The sequence below is a fragment of the Litorilituus lipolyticus genome (assembly GCF_006439335.1).
In the GTDB taxonomy this organism is placed as follows: Bacteria; Pseudomonadota; Gammaproteobacteria; order Enterobacterales; family Alteromonadaceae; genus Colwellia; species Colwellia lipolytica.
In genome coordinates, this window is the sequence record NZ_SAWY01000020.1 from 219215 (window position 1) to 239119 (window position 19905).

18 protein-coding genes are annotated in these 19905 nt (G+C 37.8%); 4 read left to right on the forward strand and 14 right to left on the reverse strand.

Annotated features, from left to right (window positions below; translation table 11 throughout):
- Positions 1-29: 29 nt before the first annotated feature.
- Entirely contained in the window at positions 30-701 is a 672-nt protein-coding gene (gene rpe / locus EPA86_RS10285) for a ribulose-phosphate 3-epimerase (RefSeq protein WP_140603349.1), read from the reverse strand.
- A gap of 364 nt (positions 702-1065) precedes the next feature.
- Between rpe and EPA86_RS10290 the strand changes: the two genes are divergently transcribed.
- The 3 genes from EPA86_RS10290 to EPA86_RS10300 all read left to right on the forward strand — a co-directional run bounded on the left by EPA86_RS10290 (position 1066) and on the right by EPA86_RS10300 (position 2315).
- On the forward strand, positions 1066-1731 hold the full coding sequence (locus tag EPA86_RS10290) for a TorF family putative porin (RefSeq protein ID WP_140603350.1): 666 nt from the start codon (positions 1066-1068) through the stop codon (positions 1729-1731).
- Positions 1732-1824: 93 nt separating this feature from the next.
- A complete protein-coding gene (locus EPA86_RS10295; RefSeq protein WP_140603351.1) occupies positions 1825-2130 on the forward strand; it encodes a hypothetical protein in 306 nt (101 codons plus the stop codon).
- 5 nt (positions 2131-2135) lie between these two features.
- Positions 2136-2315: a DUF2970 domain-containing protein gene (locus tag EPA86_RS10300; RefSeq protein ID WP_140603352.1), complete on the forward strand. Its 180-nt coding sequence runs from the start codon at positions 2136-2138 to the stop codon at positions 2313-2315.
- 29 nt (positions 2316-2344) lie between these two features.
- On the opposite strand, the gene EPA86_RS10305 is transcribed toward EPA86_RS10300, so the two are convergent.
- The 9 genes from EPA86_RS10305 to EPA86_RS10345 form a co-directional block, all read right to left on the reverse strand.
- Positions 2345-3184 carry a Dam family site-specific DNA-(adenine-N6)-methyltransferase gene (locus EPA86_RS10305; protein WP_246058343.1) on the reverse strand — a complete coding sequence of 280 codons (840 nt, stop codon included), beginning with the start codon at positions 3182-3184 and terminating at the stop codon, positions 2345-2347.
- Between the two features lie 206 nt (positions 3185-3390).
- On the reverse strand, positions 3391-4716 hold the full coding sequence (locus EPA86_RS10310) for an SPOR domain-containing protein (RefSeq protein ID WP_140603353.1): 1326 nt from the start codon (positions 4714-4716) through the stop codon (positions 3391-3393).
- A gap of 44 nt (positions 4717-4760) precedes the next feature.
- A complete protein-coding gene (aroB, locus tag EPA86_RS10315; RefSeq protein WP_140603354.1) occupies positions 4761-5825 on the reverse strand; it encodes a 3-dehydroquinate synthase in 1065 nt (354 codons plus the stop codon).
- 34 nt (positions 5826-5859) lie between these two features.
- Positions 5860-6378: a shikimate kinase AroK gene (gene aroK / locus EPA86_RS10320; RefSeq protein ID WP_140603355.1), complete on the reverse strand. Its 519-nt coding sequence runs from the start codon at positions 6376-6378 to the stop codon at positions 5860-5862.
- A 204-nt stretch (positions 6379-6582) separates the two neighbouring features.
- On the reverse strand, positions 6583-8688 hold the full coding sequence (locus EPA86_RS10325) for a type IV pilus secretin PilQ (protein WP_140603356.1): 2106 nt from the start codon (positions 8686-8688) through the stop codon (positions 6583-6585).
- Between the two features lie 11 nt (positions 8689-8699).
- Entirely contained in the window at positions 8700-9239 is a 540-nt protein-coding gene (locus EPA86_RS10330; protein ID WP_140603357.1) for a pilus assembly protein PilP, read from the reverse strand.
- Entirely contained in the window at positions 9239-9853 is a 615-nt protein-coding gene (locus EPA86_RS10335; RefSeq protein WP_140603358.1) for a type IV pilus inner membrane component PilO, read from the reverse strand. The genes EPA86_RS10330 and EPA86_RS10335 overlap by 1 nt, the downstream gene beginning before the upstream one ends.
- 51 nt (positions 9854-9904) lie before the next feature.
- The gene (locus EPA86_RS10340) at positions 9905-10495 is read right to left on the reverse strand and encodes a PilN domain-containing protein (protein ID WP_140603359.1); all 591 of its coding nucleotides are present in this window, start codon (positions 10493-10495) and stop codon (positions 9905-9907) included.
- The gene (locus EPA86_RS10345) at positions 10483-11562 is read right to left on the reverse strand and encodes a pilus assembly protein PilM (RefSeq protein ID WP_140603360.1); all 1080 of its coding nucleotides are present in this window, start codon (positions 11560-11562) and stop codon (positions 10483-10485) included. Before EPA86_RS10345 ends, EPA86_RS10340 begins: the two co-directional genes overlap by 13 nt.
- A 126-nt stretch (positions 11563-11688) precedes the next feature.
- Here EPA86_RS10345 and EPA86_RS10350 point away from each other — a divergent pair, with 126 nt between their 5' ends.
- Positions 11689-14265 (forward strand): penicillin-binding protein 1A, encoded by a 2577-nt coding sequence (locus EPA86_RS10350; protein ID WP_140603361.1) that lies wholly within the window; start codon positions 11689-11691, stop codon positions 14263-14265.
- 72 nt (positions 14266-14337) lie between these two features.
- Here the strand turns inward: EPA86_RS10350 and argA are convergent, their stop codons facing one another.
- The 4 genes from argA to EPA86_RS10370 are packed head-to-tail and all read right to left on the reverse strand — an operon-like array spanning position 14338 to position 19851.
- Positions 14338-15648, reverse strand: a complete 1311-nt coding sequence (argA, locus tag EPA86_RS10355; protein WP_140603362.1) for an amino-acid N-acetyltransferase — start codon at positions 15646-15648, stop codon at positions 14338-14340.
- Between the two features lie 46 nt (positions 15649-15694).
- Entirely contained in the window at positions 15695-17623 is a 1929-nt protein-coding gene (gene argH / locus EPA86_RS10360) for an argininosuccinate lyase (protein ID WP_140603363.1), read from the reverse strand.
- Positions 17624-17625: 2 nt separating this feature from the next.
- On the reverse strand, positions 17626-18873 hold the full coding sequence (locus EPA86_RS10365) for an argininosuccinate synthase (RefSeq protein ID WP_140603364.1): 1248 nt from the start codon (positions 18871-18873) through the stop codon (positions 17626-17628).
- Positions 18874-18909: 36 nt separating this feature from the next.
- Positions 18910-19851 (reverse strand): ornithine carbamoyltransferase, encoded by a 942-nt coding sequence (locus EPA86_RS10370; protein ID WP_170309624.1) that lies wholly within the window; start codon positions 19849-19851, stop codon positions 18910-18912.
- Positions 19852-19905 lie beyond the last annotated feature (54 nt).

Genomic DNA, 19905 nt, shown 5'->3' on the forward strand with positions numbered 1-19905 from the left:
TATTTTTACCTTTAATTAATATTCTTTTGCTACTTAACTTTGGCAAGCTCTACACGCATTTCATCTATAGCTTGTTTATAATCTGTTTGGGAGAAAATGGCCGAGCCTGCTACAAACATGTCTGCGCCTGCCTCAGCTATTTCTCTGATATTATTGGCTTTAACACCACCATCCACTTGTAATCGAATATCACGACCACTTTGCTTAATTTTTTCCTTCACCAAACGTAATTTATCTAATGTGGTAGGAATGAATGACTGTCCGCCAAAACCTGGATTTACTGACATAAGTAATATGACGTCAAGCTTATCCATTACAAAGTCTAAACAATGTAACGGTGTTGCAGGGTTTAGCACTAATCCCGCCTTACAGCCATTATCTTTTATTAACTGTAAAGTGCGGTCTATATGGTCGCTCGCTTCTGGATGAAAAGTAATAATATCAGCACCCGCTTTGGCAAAAGCAGGTACTAAACTATCAACAGGCTTAACCATTAAATGTACATCGATTGGCGCTGTAATCCCGTAATCTCGCAAAGACTGACACACCATAGGCCCAAAAGTTAAATTCGGCACAAAGTGATTGTCCATAACATCAAAATGAACAATATCAGCACCCGCTGATAATACTTTTGCCACATCATCACCTAAACGAGCGAAGTCGGCCGATAAGATAGACGGAGCGATAAGATAAGAAGACATGATTAAAATTACCTTAAAAAATAATGCCGCTATTATACCCAAGTCCGCATTAAATGCGAGTAACAGCTAAAAGTACACAGCAATGCATGTTTTCTCAATATTCTTTTTATAACGGTAAGCTTTATTGCACTTTTTAAGTTCAATAAACTTTATTTCGCACCAAAATTGCACACCTTCAACTTGCTAACAATATTCTCTTTTTTTAAAGACCTTATCCAACACTTTGTTTATTAAGACAAATACTCAAGACAATCAATATTCTTTTATCTGGGCACTAACATTGCTAATAACTTATTCAGCGCACTATAAAACCGAGTCAATGACTAAGGCTCAACAAATTATTTAAAACAATAAAGGGATAATCATGAAAAACATATTTACGACCGTTGCTCTTTCAACTTTACTTTCAACCGTAGTATCTAATAATGCTTTTGCTGTTGAAGGTTTATCTGGCAATGTAGCAGCCACATCAAATTACCTATGGCGAGGACTTGAGCAAACTGGCGGTGACGCAGCTGTTTCAGGCGGAATTGATTATGCTTCAAATAGTGGCTTTTATGTTGGTACTTGGGCATCAACGGCTAATTGGGCTGATGGCATGACCTATGAATTGGATTTATATGGCGGGTTTTCAAATGCTATTAACGATGATTTATCTTACGATGTAGGTTTCATCTATTTTGCTTACCCTGATGAAACTTCGGGTGACGCTAATTTTTCAGAAATTTATGGCAGCATTTCGTATAAATCATTGACTGTGGGGTTAGCCGTTTTGACCTCAGGTGAAGGAGCTGATGCTGGTGATACACTTTATGCTAATGCAGATTATGCGATTGATCTTGGCAATGATGCCGATATCACCCTACATATTGGTTCATATTCTGGAGATTGGCTTGCTGAAGACAGTATTGATTATAGTGTTTCATTGAATAAAGCGGGTTTCACTTTCGGTGCATCTGCTACGGACCTAGATGGCGCAGCAGGTGACGTGAAAGTTTACGTTGCATACAGCTTAGATATTGATTTATAAGATTAAAATCTGAAAAACTTCCTCCTAGGACATTAAGGTATTTCTTTGATACAATAAAGAGATACCTTTTTAAACGAATTCTAGGATATGCTCATGTCATCAGGGACTAAGACAAAGAACATCATCAAAATAATGAGACGCTATTTTTGGTTTGCCTCTTTCAGTATTGTTATATTGCTTTCTGGCTATCAACTTTCTGAGCAAGACAATAATGTTGCAAATAACAGTGACGCTTGCTTAATTGCTAAATCAAACTTACCTATGAATCATTATCAGCATCCATGCCATAAAGTTTCCCTTTCAAATAACAGCTGGTTATCATGGTTTTCTGGTAACAGTAAATCGGCTCAATTGCATATGCTAGATTTTATCGAATTGATTCATTACAGCTTTGACTAAAAAGAATGCTGCGCGTCATTAAAAGTATCTTAGCGGCGTTTATTGGTGTACAAAGTAACAAAAACCGCCTACAAGACTTTACTCATGGAAAAGCAAGCCACTTTATAATCGCGGGCATTATTGGTGTGGTATTATTTATCGCCTTTCTTGTGATCATCGTAAATATCGTGTTGAGCACAACATAGAGCGATTCAGGTTCGCTTATTAGAGTTTGTTACTTGTAGTATAATGCCAGTACTTCTTTCACTTTAATTCTCCCTTTCCCTTTTTGACTAATAGAGCGTTGTACTTGAAAAAGTGATGTTTTATCAGCCTTGCAATACAAAGCCTTGGTAAAGTCAACATAGTGGTTAGAGATTAAGGTAGGTACACCTAACTTCTTCGCATTCTCAGCACAAGCTACTAACCTTTTTTGATCGTCATCCGTGAAGGTGTTTCCTGCATAGGCAGTAAAACTCGACGTTGGATTGATAGGTGAATAAGGCGGATCGCAGTAAATAACATCATCAGCACGCATTTGTGAAAATGCCATGTCAAAATCCCCCTGAATAAAAGTCGCCTTTTTGGCTTTTTCCGCAAAAAACTCTAATTCTACTTGAGGGAAATAAGGGTGCTTATATCGGCCAAAAGGAACATTATATCCGCCACTTTTATTATATCGACACAGTCCATTATATCCATGTCTGTTCAGATATAAGAAGATAACAGCACGCTCATATGGATTTGATGATGCATTAAACTTGGCACGAAACTCATAATACTTTTCAGCTTGATTGTTAGTGCTTACAAACAATTTCTTAGCATCTCGAATAAATGCCTTAGGCTTATTTTTGATAATGTTAAATAAAGAAATAAGATCTTTATTCATATCAACAAGCAGATACTCATCAAAATCTAAATTGAGAAAAACAGAGCCGCCACCGACGAAAGGTTCAACTAAACGTTTTTTACCTTTTACGGGTAACAGTTTTTGAATATCGCCAATAACTCGTTTTTTCCCGCCTGCCCACTTTAAGGGAGACCTAATGTTAGTTTGCAATAACTCTTTACTCACTGTAGACCCTATTGCTATTGATACGATGCTATTGGCTTAATCTATTGGAAAATAGCGGATTATTTTTGCTCGTAGATCTTAGCAGGAATAAGGCGTATAAGTCTAATATCATATAAAGCAATTTATAATGTTATTGCTCTATATTCTCAAAATTTATTCATTGAGTATTAACTTAGACAGTGAAAAACATACTTTGTCATGGCGAGTTAGTTAAATGTTGCGATTTCACGTTTAATTGTTGCAATAGGCTTAATCCAAGGGTTTCTTTGTTTAATAGACTCAGGCATCGATTCCATAGCCATTTTAGCTTCATTCATTGATGCATATACCATAGAAGTTACAACAATGAGCTTGTCATTATTAAGCTCTCTTTGATAACTATATAACTCTTGCATTGGGTTAGCTAAAATAAAACCTTGCCATAATGTCACTTTTGAAAAGCCGGCAATTTGAATAACATACCCCTGATTCTTTGTTAAGTAATACTGCTCATCATATTCACTTTTAGCTTCAACAGATATAATCTTCTTTTTTTCTTCCTGAGTAGCTACATTAAGTGCATCAATAATATCATTAACTTGTGCTGGTATTTGTGGTTCAGCATTTACAGCAATTTGCATTAATGCATTATTGATATCAAGGGCTGATGCTATATCTTGTTTCACTGCCAGTTTATTTTCAGCTAAGTTAACAACCTTCTCCTCAACCTTTGCACTATTCTTATCTTGTTGAACAGCTAATATCTCTATTTTATCCCCTTTCACCAGCTCATTGGGTAAAGGCACTTTATTATTTTCCTTTGCAGGCTCTTTAACCTTCGGTAAATCAGCAAATGTTAATGCGCTATGGCTAGATAATAGGTAAAAACTCGCGAGCGAAATTAATACTACAATTGCTAAGACTGACGCGACTATTTTATGTTTTAACTGATTATTATCTTTTGCTTTCGTTTTTATTTTAGTGCTTGATAAACCGATTAATTGTCCTGTTTTACCATCTAAAATACTCAACTTTCCTTTAAATAACGACTTATTCGTTTTGATTTCTTCTGCTGCGGCTGTTGAACCAAATAACACGACATTAATAGTCAAATTATTCTTACTATTGATAGATACTAATTGTGTTAACTCATATTTTAACTGAAGCGATAATGACTGTGCGTGCTCAATGACGATGGTAATTGCTTGTTTATGATTTTTGGCTAACTTAGTAATGCTTACAACAAGTGATTGTTCAGGATCAAATAAGGTATTTGAGAAAAGCTGCTCTATTATTCTACAGCGCATTTGAATATCGTTTAACTTAGTCGATGCCGAAATATAAGCAACATTAAGTGCCATTAGTGAATTATCTTGATGATCTAAAGTGCCAAGAAATTGGCTTGCAGCAGAGGTGTATTGCTGAGTATTTTCATCAACGACAAGTGTTAAGTGCTTTGAAAAGCGCAAGATATAATCTATTCTTGCGCTGACACTAATTGAGGTGACATCGTTATGTTGAGTTGACTGTAATTCAATTGCTGCGGCACTCATACCTATTCCAAAACTGATAGTCGCAAAATATTACGACTTAATTGTTAAAGAATTTGCTGAAGTGTCTCTTGTGTTACATCACTACGAATTTCTGATTTGCCAATTGCTATAGGTATAATAAACCTTAATTGGCCGGCAATATTTTTCTTATCGCGCTTCATGTGCTTCATAAATTCATTAAAGCCCATGTTTTCTGGGGCTGCGATTGGCAAATCAAAAGCTTTCAATAAGTTTTCTATTCGACATAAATCTGACACTTCAATCAAATCCATTTCTACTGCTAATTTAGCAGCAAGGACCATGCCAGCTGAAACTGCTTCTCCATGCAACCATTTTCCATAGCCTTGTTCAGCTTCAATAGCATGACCGAACGTATGACCTAAATTTAAAAGCGCTCTAACACCAGCTTCTGTTTCATCTGAAGCAACAATATCGGCCTTAGACTGACAACACTTTTGAATCATCAATGTTAGCGTTTCTTCATCGTTAGCTTTTATGTCATCAATATGAGTTTCAAGCCATTCAAAAAATGCTTTATCTCCTAAAATCCCATATTTAATAACTTCAGCTATACCTGCATTAAACTCTCTTACAGGTAGGGTCTTTAGGGTATCAATATCAATAATCACAGCTTTAGGTTGATAAAAAGCACCAATCATATTTTTACCCAAAGGGTGGTTAACTGCAGTTTTTCCACCGACAGAAGAGTCCACTTGCGAAAGGACAGTCGTTGGAATTTGTATAAAGTCAATTCCGCGTTGATAACATGCCGCAGCAAAGCCTGTAATATCACCAATAACTCCACCACCAAGTGCAATAAGGCTAGTGTCTCTGCCATGCTCATTTGCTAATAGGTGCGTCATTATTCTTTCAAAGTTAGCTAAGCTTTTTTCAGCTTCACCATCAGGTAAAATAACTTCATCGATGTTATAACTTGCTAGCTGAGATTTAATACTTTCCAAATACAAAGGTGCTACAACATCATTAGTCACAATACATACCCGCGAGCCACGGATATGCTTGTCAAATAAATGAGGGTTTTGTATCAAGCCAGAATCTATATAAATAGGATAGCTTCGAGAACCGAGGTCTAGATTAAGAGTTGCCATATACAGTTAGCCGTACATTAATGAAGAGGGTTAATTAGAAGTCTAATCGTTCAATTATTTTATGAGCAACCACTTTAGCACTTTGATCGTCCGTTTTAACGATTATATCTGCAATCTCTTCATATAAAGGATTACGTTCTACGGCTAAATTCTCTAATACTGTACGCGGCTCTTCAGAGGTTTGCAGTAACGGACGACGACGATCACGCTGAGTACGGGCTACTTGCTTATCAATAGTTGTTTCTAAGTAAACAACAATCCCTCTGGCCGAAAGACGATTTCGAACTTGAGTACTTATTACAGAGCCACCGCCTGTTGCTAAAACAATACCTTGTCGCTCGCTTAAGTCGTCAATAACAGTCTCTTCTCTTTTACGAAAGCCTTCTTCACCTTCAAGATCAAAGACCCATGCAATATCAGCACCTGTACGACGCTCTATTTCTTGATCAGAATCGAAAAATTCTAGGTGCAGTCTGTCGGCTAATTCACGACCAATTGTACTTTTACCTGCACCCATAGGTCCTATTAGGAAAATGTTACGTTTTTCTGCCATTAGATTTACTTAATACTCGTTTAGTTAACAGTAGGTCAAAAGCATTAAAAATGCTGCTAAAAGTATTGCCTTTGACGCCATAGAGGTCTCCCCCGAAATTTCAAGGGCGTAATTATCGCAATTGTTGACTATAAAATGCAAGTACCATTGTCGTTAAGTAATGAAAAAGCTCATCACTTAACGAACAACAACACTTATCTGAGGTTAGAAATGTTCAGTTACTATACGAGGAGTAACAAAGATAAGTAATTCTTTTTTCTCATTTAATTGGCTAGTATTTCTAAACGCCCAACCAAAATATGGAATATCACCTAATACTGGAACCTTTGATACCGTACTAATAATAGCTTGCTGATAAATACCACCTAATACTATTGTTTCACCATTGTTCACCAATACTTGCGTACCAATGCGTTGTGTATCAATTGCAGGTGCTAAACCATTCTTCACTTCTGATACGGTATCTTGTGTTACCACTAGGTCTAATATAATTTTATCATCTGGCGTAATATGTGGAGTTACCGTCAAGCTCAACACAGCTTTCTTAAACTGAGTTGCTGTTGCGCCACTTGACGCAGCTTCTTGATATGGAATTTCAACACCTTGCTCAATATAGGCCTCTTTTTGGTTTGCAGTCGTAATACGCGGACTGGCAATTACTTCACCCTTATTTTCTTTTTCCATCGCTGAAAGCTCTAGATCAAGAATTGTACCATTGGCTAAACGAGCAACTTGAAATGCAATTGTACCCGCAGCCCCTGCAACAGGTAGATTGACATTCATACCATCAGTTATTGATGGAACTGTTGGTATTCCTGGTGTACTAGATCTTGTCCCATTTGCGGTACTGGTGCCTTCAATTGTACCTGATGTTGCATATTCCCCATCAGTATTTGTTATTCCCCAGCGAATACCTAACTCTTCATTGAGGTTATCTTTAACTGTCACCATGCGCGCTTCTATAACTACTTGGCGAACTGGAATATCTAAGATATTAACCATACGTTTAATATCTTCAATACTTTTTGCAGTATCTCTAATTAATAAAGTATTCGTTCTTTCATCAACTGAAACACTTCCTCGAGGAGATAAAATGCTAGTATCTTCGTTTTTGATAAGGTCGGCAAATTCAGCGGCTTTAGCATAATTTATTTGTACGTATTCAGAATATAATGGCGCTAATTCTTCAACTTGCTGTTGAGCCTGTAATGTTTGGGCTTCGCGTGCTGCTAACTCATCACTTGGGGCAACCATCAAGATATTACCTTGCATACGTTTATCTAAGCCCTTCACTTTTAAGATAATACTAAGCGCTTGATCCCATGGAACGCCGTCTAAACGTAGCGTAATATTACCCGTCACTGTATCACTAGTAATTAAGTTAAACTCATTATAATCAGCAATGATTTGTAGCACAGTTCGAACAGGTATATCTTGGAAATTAAGAGATATACTGCGACCGGTAAAATCATCAGTTTCACCTAAGTATGTAGGTGGCTTCTCTGCCATTCTTTTAACAGTTAAAACAAATAAATTTTCATCTTGTTGATGAGAAAACTCAAACTTAGTAGACACATCAATTACTAACTTAGCGTTACGCCCGTCTTTAAATGTTTCAATGCCTGTTACAACAGTGCCAAAATCAGTAACATCTAGTTTGTAAAGTAAATCATCAGATATTTCTGTATTATGGAACTCGACGTTAATTTTGCCTAATTTATCATGTACATCAACTGCAAGCATACTATCATCTAGGTAAACTAACACTTGCCCTTCATCATTTTCATTCAATCTAAAGTCTATAGAACTAACATTATTGATAAAATCTTCACCTGCGGGACTTAAAGCTTCAATAGTTCTAGCAGAGTCACCATAATTAAAGGTAATAGCAAAGTCTTTATCATTAAGAGCCACATCAAATACAGATAGTTTTTCTAAGTTAATTTTCGCTATTACATTACCTCGTGTAGAGTCTAGTTTTACCGACTTAACACCTGCATGATTTACTAGAACCTCTTTAAATTTGTCATCAAACGAACCGGCATCAAAACTGATCTCAACGTGTGCAGGATTCATTGATGTTTTTACTTCTGGTAACTCAGTAATTGACTCAGAAAATGAAAACACAAGTTCAATTTGATCACTTTGAATTGTGTTATATGAAGTTTTAACTAACTGGTTAGTGTGCGTACCATTCTCGGCGTTTGCCATAGGCACAGCAATAATTGCAGAGATTAAAACGGCAATAGTTAACCAGAGTTCTTTTACTGCAGTAAAGCCTTTATAATTTTTTGTTCGATTAAATAGCATTATGATGTCCTTTACTTATTTGGCTCTGATTTTACAAGTTTTAATTCGGCTGCTCTTTCAACCCAACACCCAGCACCGTCTGGCGATAACTCTATTATTTTCACTGTTTTTGCATCCACTTCTGTAATCCGACCGTTATAAAGCCCAAGATAGTTTCCTATCGCTACCCTATGTAATGTTAAATCAGATGCTTCAACTAGTGCCCAAAGAGCTCCAGAATCACCCATAGTGCCACGCATCGTTAAATCAGAAAGAGAGTATTTTTCTAACGGTTGTTTTCTTCTTCTTACGTCAGGGCTCAAACAGCCTGACATCTGTTGCATTTTTTGTTGAATAACTTCCGCTTTAGGTAATACAAAAGGGCTTCGCAAGTCATCTGCTGAATATTCAATATGATGAAATGGCTTCACCTCAGGCATTGGTTCAATATAGCTAGTCGTTGTTGCCTTAACATGTTCCATATGCGCTTTAATTTCACTGGTATCATCAAAACACGCTGACAATAATGTCAAACCAAGAACAGGAATTGCTTTATAAATAAATGGCTTCATTATTGGGCTACCTCCCCTTGTTTACTAACTTCTTCTTGATAACGATAGGTCTTCGCCTGTAGCTTCAAGTTCAGCGTTTCATTGTCCGATTCTGCAATATTAATTTTAAAATCATGCAAAGTTACAATTCGAGGTAGGCCCGCAATCTTACTTACGAATTGGCCAAAGGAATGATATGGACCGATAACTTCTATATCGATTGGTAGTTCGATATATATTTCTTTACTAATCTCAGGTTGCCACTCTAACTTAACAAAGTCTAAGCCACTAGTTGTACCAATAAAGGTAATATCATCTAGTAAACCAGGTGTTTCATGACTATTTGGCAGACTACGAAGTTGATTTGCAAAGGTATCTTCAGCTTCAACCATCTGCGCTCTAAATAAATCTAAATTAGCCGCAATATGGTACTTTGTTTTATATGAGTCTTTTAATGTGATTTCTTCTTGAAAAGCTCTATCAAGACTCGCCATTTTATCTTTAATAAGGCCAAAATAGCCCAAGAACAAAACAGCAACAGCCAAAAAGATAGCTAACACTAATTTTGCGGCTGCAGGCCACTGGCCAATATTATCTAACTCAAGATCATTAAACTGTGATGCATCAAACTTCATTGCATCCTCCTTTTGCTTTAATTATCTTAGGGAAACTAAATAATTTCATAATTATCCCCCTCCCTGAGTTGTGCTTGCTAAAACCGCATTAGGGTCATTAACTAAACCTTTAATCTTAACTTTCATTTTGAACTGACTTAACAGTTTAGGAGAGCCATCATCTGCAGTAATTGACTCAGGTGTTGCATCTGCAAACAAATCTGACAATTCAATCGCTCTAATCATATTCGCTAGGTGGTTATTCGATTCACTTTTACCCACTAACTGTAGCGTATTACCTTGCTTTTCTAATTCTATAATGTAAATACCACTAGGTATTATTTTTGCTATTTCATCAAGAACTTGAGTGCCCACATTTCGGCTTCGTTGTAACTGCTCGATTACATCTATCCGTTTTTGTAGTGCTGCTTTTTTGTCATTTAATGTTCTAATTTCAGCTATTTGAATATCTAATTGAGCTATCTCATTTTTTAAGTATTGGTTTTTACTATTTTGACCATCAATATGAGCTTGATAATAGAAATTAACCATTAACACCAATACAAAGGCCAAAATGCCAACTGCGGCAAGTATGGTAAAGTATGCTTTTTGCTGTGCCTTGAGCGCTGCTTCACGCCAAGGAAGCAGGTTTATATGTGCCATGGCGTAAAACTCCTTAAAGCCAGTCCTGTTGCTACCATTAATTGAGGAGCAACTTTTGAGAGCTCAGTACTATCTATAGAACTAGATAAGTTTATATCATTGAATGGATTTGCAATAACTGTGTGAACACCTAATTCTTCAGATAGTAAAGACTCAACACCCTCTAATGAGGCCGTACCACCAGAAATTAAAAGATAATCAACCTTTTCTTGACCGCTAGTAGTTAAAAACATTTGAATCGCTCGACGAATCTGCTGCATCAAAACGGTGTGGAATGGAGCTAATACTTCAAACGTATAGTTCGGTGGTAACTCATTCGTTAACTTTGCCTGCTCTGCATCATCAAAGGATTTATTATAATAAGAAACAATAGAACGAGTGTATTGCTCACCACCAAACATTTGATCACGACTATAAATATGTTTGCCAGCATCAGTAGCAGAGAATAAAGTAACAGTTGCGCCTATATCAACAATAGCTACAACCTTATCTTTTGCGTCATCGGGTAAAAGAGGTAAGCATAAATCATAAGCCCTACCTACAGCATAAGATTCAACGTCAATAACTTTCGCGGTAAAGTCACCAGCATCTAATGCCGCCACTCTCGCTTGAATCGACTCTGTTCGCGCAGCACTAAGCAAAACATTCATTTTACTTGGATCAGATTCGTTAACATCCAATGATTCAAAATCAAGGCTTACTTCATCAAGAGGGTACGGGATTAAACTATCGGCTTCGACCTCTATTTGGCTAGCTAACTCTTCTTCAGAGAGAGATACATCCATATAAATCACTTTGGTTATAACAGTTTGACCAGAAACAGCTGCAGCAGCATCAGTTGCTCTGTTCGATATTTTCTTCCTGATCTTTTCTATTACATTACCTACAGCTTCAATATCCTGAATCTCACGATCGATTACTGCACCACGTGACATTGGTTCAATAGCATAATCTTCAAGAATAAAACCATCCGTCCCTTGACTTAGCAAAACAGCCTTAACTGAATGGGAACCGATATCGATTCCAACCATCATTGGGATTTTCTTTTTCCATAAATTGTCTAGCATAACAGCCCACAAATTTTATTTTTCTAATTATTTTAGACGCAAAATGCGCATAAATACATTTATTACATGCTTTTACACGATATACTAGTATTATCTTACATTTTCACCCAAATTTTGAGTTTTATTTTGTTTACACTTAAGAATTTATTAAAAATCAGTTTAATACTAGTAATTTTACTCTTTATTTCCACATTTGCGCTTTATATAAATATGCGCGATCAATTACCCAATGTAAACTCTTTAAAAGATGTTAAATGGCAAACACCTATGCAGATATATAGTCAAGAAGGACTATTGATATCTCAATTTGGTGAAAAAAAACGTATCCCATTAACTTTAGAAGAAATACCTCAACAATTAATTAATGCTTTACTTGCTACAGAAGATGATCGTTTCTATCTTCATTTCGGTGTTGACCCTATCGGCATGGGCAGGGCTGTTCTTGGTCAATTGATGGGTCAAAATAAAGGTGGTGCAAGTACCATTACCATGCAAGTTGCCCGTAATTTTTTCCTTACCCGCGAACAAACCTATATACGTAAAATAAGAGAAATATTTTTATCCTTCCATATTGAAAGTTTGCTGACCAAAGATGAAATCCTTATGTTATATATCAATAAGATTGCTCTTGGCCATCGAACATTTGGCTTTGCTGCTGCTGCCCAAGTTTATTATGGTAAAACACTTGATGAATTAACATTAGCACAGATTGCCGTACTTGCTGGTTTACCTAAAGCTCCATCGACCTTAAATCCAATTCGTTCACCTGAACGTGCAAAAAATCGCCGCGCTATTGTATTGCAGCGCATGCTAGTAAGTGGCTATATTTCTGAGCAAGAGTATTTATCTGCTAAAAATGCTCCTATAACCGGGAAAAAACATGGAGCAGAAATTGAGTTAAATGCACCTTATGTAGCTGAAATGGCTCACCAAAAGATGATCGAGCGCTACGGGGCTGAGCAAGCTTATACTAACGGTTACAAGGTGTTCACTACCGTTTCAGCAAATCTTCAGCAGGCAGCCCAAAATGCGGTAACGAATAATTTATTAAATTATGATCAACGTCATGGTTATCGAGGTCCATTGCTATCACTAAGGCCGGAACCTCAAGAAGGCAAGAGCAGTACAAGTAGTGAAGATAATCTAACACTTATGCAAATCCCTCTTACAGAAATTGAAATTAATGATGCCTTATCAGCCATAACATCATATCAAAATCTACAACCTGCCATAGTGACTGATATTGCCGAACAATCAATACAGATAACACTTGAGAATAATGATATCGCTTATATCAATTGGGAAGGTTTGAGTTGGGCTCGAAAATATATAAGCGATCAAAAACAAGATACACCACCCAAAGAAGCAAGTGATATTCTTCGATACGGTGATGTTATTTTAGTTGAAGATAGAGGTGAAGAAGGCTTTAAATTAAGCCAATTGCCACAAGCAAGTGCAGCCATGGTTTCCCTTTCTCCTGATAATGGTGCTATTAAGGCAGCAGTTGGTGGTTTTAGCTTCAAGCAAAGCCAATTTAATCGCGTGACTCAGGCCAAAAGACAAGTTGGCTCTAACATCAAACCATTTATTTATTCTGCTGCTTTAGAACAAGGCTATACCTTAGCATCTTTGGTAAATGATGCGCCTATTAATCAATGGGATAAAAGCGCGGGTATAGCTTGGCGACCTAAGAATTCACCTGAAAACTATGCTGGTCCAATGCGAGTGAGACTTGCCCTAGCACAATCAAAAAACGTTGTTGCTGTGAGATTACTAAAAAGTGTTGGCCTAGATAATATCATCAATCACCTTTCTTCTTTTGGTTTTAGCCCTGATGAACTACCGCGCAATGAATCATTAGCACTAGGCTCGGCTTCATTAACACCACTAGAGGTTGCAACAGGTTTTGCCGCTTTTGCTAATGGCGGCTATTTGATTGAACCTCACTTAATTGACCGGATTGAAAACTCTGACGGTAAAGTTATTTATCAATCAAACCCAGCATTAGCCTGTAATCCATGTGAACAACTTGAAAGAGTGGCTTTAGAAAACAATCTTGCAGATGATGGGCTTATTATCAATGATGGTCATACAGAATCAGAACAACAACTTACACCAACACAAGTCAAATTTGCTGAAAGAGCTATAAGTGAACAAAATGCTTTTTTAATTGCTGACTCACTCAACAGTGCCATATGGGGAGCTGATTGGTCGGTTGCTGATGGGTGGCAAGGTACTGGTTGGCGAGCTAGAACATTAAAAAGACGCGATATTGCAGGTAAAACCGGTACAACCAACGAAGCAAAAGATGCTTGGTTCTCAGGCTTCAGTAAACATATAGTCACAACTTCATGGATTGGTTTTGATGATCCTGGTCGTAATCTAGGTTACACAGTTTACAATAATAATTTAGGGAAAAATCAAATTACTGGCAATGAGTTTGGTGCTAAGTCTGCGCAACCTGCATGGATAGAGTTCATGAAAGTTGCGCTTGCTGAACAGCCTGTTGAAGCCATTGAGCCACCCGCTGAAATTGTCTCTGTTCGCATTGATAAAGCAACTGGGAAGTTAACCACTGCCACAAACAAAACCAGTCAATTTGAATACTTTAAAGTAGGCACTGCACCTGTAGATTATGTACGCCAAGATAATAGTGGTGATATTTTAGATGGTGAAGACAACAAGGAAGAAGATATTTTCTAAATTATATGCCATATAACAAAAGAGCTATAACCATCAGAGGAATAGCTCTTTGTATTAAGAAAAGATAGCCTGTTAAATATCTTTCATAAACACTTTTGAGTTGCGCTGAATGTTATACATCTGTTGTTTATCTTTTGGTAAAGCCGATGTCGGTTGATGGATAAAACCTTGTTCTTGAAACCAATGGGCACTTACCGTAGTTAGCACAAACAATTGTTGAAGTTGCATGTTTTTAGCTTGCGCTTCAACTTCATTTAATAACCTCAGAGCACGATTTCCCCCTCGGTATTCTGGGTGAGTAACAACACAAGCGAGCTCACCACATTTTGCTTCATGATATGGGTACAGCGCTGCACAAGCAATGATGGCATCTTCTTTTTCGATTACGATAAATTGATTAATTTCCATCTCTAAAAGCTCTCTAGAGCGCTTAACCAATATCCCTTCTTCTTCCATGGGTGCTATAAGTTCAAGAATACCACCAACATCATCTATACTTGCGGTTCTAATTTGCTCTTTATGATCCTGAGCAATTAAAGTACCCGAACCATCTCGAGTAAATAATTCTTGAAGTAATGCGCCATCTGTTTGGTAACTAACACTATGGCAACGTTCTACGCCATTTTCACCACTTTTAATAATAGCTTTAAGTAATAGCTGCCTTATATGGCAGTCATTATCTGCTAGCAAAGACTTAACTCGACGTACGCTACAACTACGTATCAACTCGCCTGATTGATCAAGTAACCCGTCCTTATCAATTAAGGAAATTAATTTATCAGCTTTTAAGGCAATGGCCGTTTGGGCAGCAACATCTTCAAGCGCTAAATTAAATACTTCACCCGTCGGTGAATAACCAATTGGCGATAACAGTACAATAGAACCATAATCTAATTGCATATTAATACCAACAGAGTCAACTCGTCTTACACTACCAGTATACTTATAATCAACACCTTCTTTCACTCCCATAGGCATAGCTACAACAAAGTTACCAGTACTCACCCTATTTTGAGCGCCGTGCATGGGAGAGTTAACTAAACCATTAGAGAGTAATGCTTCTATATGTAGTCTTAATGAACCTGTTGCATCTTTTACTGCCACTAATGTTTCAGCATCAGTAACTCGTACATCCCTAGCTATATGTTGTGAAATACCCCGTTGAGCCATGCGCTCCTCTATTTGAGGTCTAGCGCCGTGAACTACAACAAGCTTAACGCCTAAGCTACGAAGTAAGGAAATATCATGAATAATATTAGAAAAATTTGGATGAGAAACGGCTTCACCGCCAAACATCAACACCACCGTTTTACCACGATGAGCATTAATATATGGAGCAGCGCTTCTGAACCATTTAACGTTGTTTAAGTCATTATTATCCATGAGTTTTCTATTACTTACCTTTTTATGAGCTTAGTTTTCTAGTTAATTAAATAACGGTATAAACCATAGCGACTTCATCTTCAGGGTTTTTATGCGGACTTGGTTCGCTATCTTCAATAATATTATCTGCTAAGGAGTTTTTATCTATTAAATTAAACCCTAATTTGTCAAAGTATTCAGGGATATAGGTAAGAACAATAATTTGCTCAAGCTCCATCTGATGAGCAAATTCAAGTAGATATTGAACTAGCGCCTCACCCTGACCTTGCTTGCGCATTGCTTGCTCAATTACTACAGATCTAATTTCAGCTAACCCTGTTTGATAGATATAAAGAGAAGCACAGCCAACAACAATGCCATCAACTTCTGCGACAACAAAATTTTGAATATCATAAATAACATTATCGCGACTTCTCGGCAAAATCTCCCCTTTATCTGCCCAAAAAGTGACAAGTTCTTCAATTTTATCAACATCAGACATACGTGCGCGTCTAACCGACATGGCTGCTGCTCTTTGCGCATCTAAACGTTGCTTAACTTGTTTCAGAGCAGAATTAATTTGTTGTTTACCCGGTGCCCCTACCACTTTCTCATTTAATATATGATCATCTGCTGTTTGGCTATTTGCTAAAGCTTTCTCAACTTGACTTTTAGAAGTACCACCTAACGCTTCACGTTTATCCAAGGTCGACTCTATAGATAAGTGTTGATAGACATCTTGCTCAATTTTACTACTAAATGCCTGTAGTTGCGTCAGTGTCAAATCTTCCAGCGGCAAGCTTTTATCAATTGCAGCGAGCACAACCTCGCCAACAATATGATGAGCTTCCCTAAAAGGTATATCTTTACTTACTAGATAGTCAGCAAGTTCAGTAGCATTTGCATAACCTTGTTGCGCCGCCGCTAGAGTACGAGAGCGGTTTACTTTCAAGCCATCCGCCACTAGTACTGCCATCTCCATACATTCTTGCCAAGTATCCAGGGCATCAAAAAGCCCTTCTTTGTCTTCTTGCATGTCTTTGTTATAGGCCAAAGCCAATGCTTTCATAGTGGTTAACATCCCCGTTAACGAACCAAAAACGCGCCCAGCTTTACCTCTAATAAGTTCACAAGCATCAGGGTTTTTCTTTTGTGGCATCAATGATGACCCTGAACTCACTAAATCACTCATCTCAACAAAACCAGCCTCACCAGAATTATAAAAAATTAAATCTTCTGCAAAGCGTGATAAGTGCATCATTGAAATACTCGCGCTAGCTAATAACTCAATGACATGATCTCTATCAGACACCGCATCCAAGCTATTCATGGTGGCCGTCCTGAAACCTAAGGTATGCGCCAAGTTATTTCTATCAATAGGGTACGCAGTACCCGCTAAAGCACCTGAACCTAATGGGGAAACATCTAAACGATATAAAGCATCTTTTAACCTGCCAATATCACGGTTAAACATTTCAACATAAGCCAAACACCAGTGGCCAAAGGTCACAGGTTGAGCACGCTGTAAATGCGTGTAACCAGGTAGTACCGTGTCTTTTTCTCGTTCAGCAAGGTTCATCATGGCCTGTTGTAAGTTGACTAAAGCAAACAACAGCTCGCCACCCGTCTCTTTACACCATAGCTTTAAATCCGTAGCAACCTGATCATTTCTACTACGTCCGGTATGTAGCTTTTTACCTAAATCGCCAGTTTTCTCAATGAGCTGTATTTCAACCCAGCTATGAATATCTTCAGCATCCGATAACAAAATTTGTTTTGGGTTCTCTTCAACAGACAGCTTTAACTCGTTTAATGCCGCAGTTAGCCTAGATAGCTCATCATCATTTAATACACCCACTTCATGAATAGCCTGCGCCCAAGCTATTGAACCAACAATGTCTTGCACAGCCATACGATAATCTACAGGTAACGAGTCATTAAACTTCTTAAATTGCAAACTCGCTTTTTCTTTAAAGCGTCCACCCCATAATGCCATGATTAACTATCCTTCTTCTCAGCTTGAGATAATGCGGTAATTCTGCTTGATAAGCTAAATAAACGAATAAAGCCTTCCGCGTGTTTTTGGTCATAAACATCGTCAGCACCAAATGTAGCAAACTCTTCAGAATATAAACTATTTGGTGAACGACGTTGAATCACTTGCGCCATACCTTTATACAATTTAACCACAACATCTCCAGTAAGCTGTTCGGCAAAGGATGCTGCAGAAGCAAGCTGCGCTTTTGCAAGTGGTGTAAACCAACGTCCATCGTAAATAACATGAGAGAACTCTAAAGCAATTGATTCACGATACTTTAATGACTCTTTATCTAAGATTAGTGTTTCTAACCCTTTGTATGCTGCCATTAAAATTGTGCCACCAGGTGTTTCATAACAACCTCTTGACTTCATTCCTACTAAACGGTTTTCTACAATATCGATTCGACCTACACCATGAGCAGCACCTTTATCATTTAAATACATTAATGCTTCGTATGCCCCTGCACCTGCTGTTGAATAATCTTTACCATCAATAGCAACTAGTTCGCCCCTAACAAAGCTCAACTGTACTTTTTCAGGGGTGTCAGGTGCATCCATTGGATCAACCGTCATTGTCCAAACTTCTTTTGAAGGTTCGCACCATGGGTCTTCTAATTCCCCACCTTCATGAGAAATATGCCATGCATTGGCATCACGGCTATAAATTTTAGTGAGTGAAGCAGCACACGGAATATCTCGCTCTGCAAGGTAATCAAGTAAATCTTCACGAGATACCATGTCCCACTCACGCCATGGCGCAATAACGGTCAACTCAGGCGCAAGTGCAGCAAAGCATGATTCAAAACGCACCTGATCATTACCTTTACCTGTACAACCATGACAAACCGCATCAGCGCCCACTTTCAAGGCAACTTCAACATGTGCTTTTGCGATAACAGGGCGCGCCATTGATGTCCCTAATAAATATTGGCCTTCATATACTGATCCTGTTTTCAAAATAGGGTAAATATAGTCTTTAACATATTCTTCTTTTAAATCAACAACATGACATTCTGATGCACCAGAAGCAATTGCCTTTTCAACAATGCCTTCTAATTCTTCTTCTCCTTGACCAACATCGGCACAAAAAGCAACAACTTCACAACCGTCATAATTTTCTTTCAACCATGGAATGATGGCTGATGTATCAAGGCCGCCTGAATATGCTAATACTACTTTTTTAATTTCTTTCTTTGCTAAAGCCATTTTCTTTTCCTATAAATTCGGTCTAATAATCTTCAATTAATCTGTAAGTAATGAAACAAGCACTGCACATTGTGCCCACATTCTGTTTTCTGCTTCTTGAAAGACAACAGACAACTCTTCATCATCAAATAACTCGGTAGTGATTTCTTCTTCTAAATGAGCAGGTTGGCAATGCATTACAACGCTAGCTTTCGCTTTAGCCATTAATTCATGGTTTACTTGGTAAGGTTTAAAAGCAGCCAACAATTGCGCTTTATCTTCAGCGCCTTCATTACCCATAGATACCCATGTATCAGTATAGATAGCATCTTGAGTACCAATATCATTAATATCTGAGGTATAAGTAAAAGCAGAGCCATTTTTACTGGCTAAGGCCTGCACCTTTACCAGCATCTCTTCACTTGGGCCATAGGCTTGTGGGCACACTAGGGTAAAATCGACACCGATGACTGCAGCCATGAGCATGAGTGAGTTTGAGACGTTATTACCATCACCGACATAAGCCAACTTTACTTTTGCTAAATCAGTTATGTTTTGCGAGGCAAAGCATTCAGCTAAAGTCACAAAATCAGCTAAAGCTTGGCATGGGTGATATTTATCGCATAATGCATTAATTACCGGCACACTGGCATGTTCAGCTAAACCTTCTATTGCGCTATTTTCAAATACACGTGCGACAATTGCATCAGCATAGCAAGACAAATTTTTAGCATAGTCGCTAACACGTTCGCGCTCACCCAGCTTGCCATTTTGTTGGCCTAGGTATAACGCATGTCCGCCTAATTTTGCGATCCCCATATCAAAACTGACATGGGTTCTCAATGAAGGCTTCTCAAAAATCATTGCAACAGACTTTCCCGCCAGAGACTGTGCATATTGCTTTGGGGATTGTTTAATGTTTAACGCAAGCTCAATCAAAGTAAAGGCTTGAGCTTTGCTTAGCTGGTCATCAGCTAAAAAGTGTTTAAATTCTGACATATTCATTCAACTTACAAATCAATTAAAAATTAGCTTAAGGACATTATTTGATAC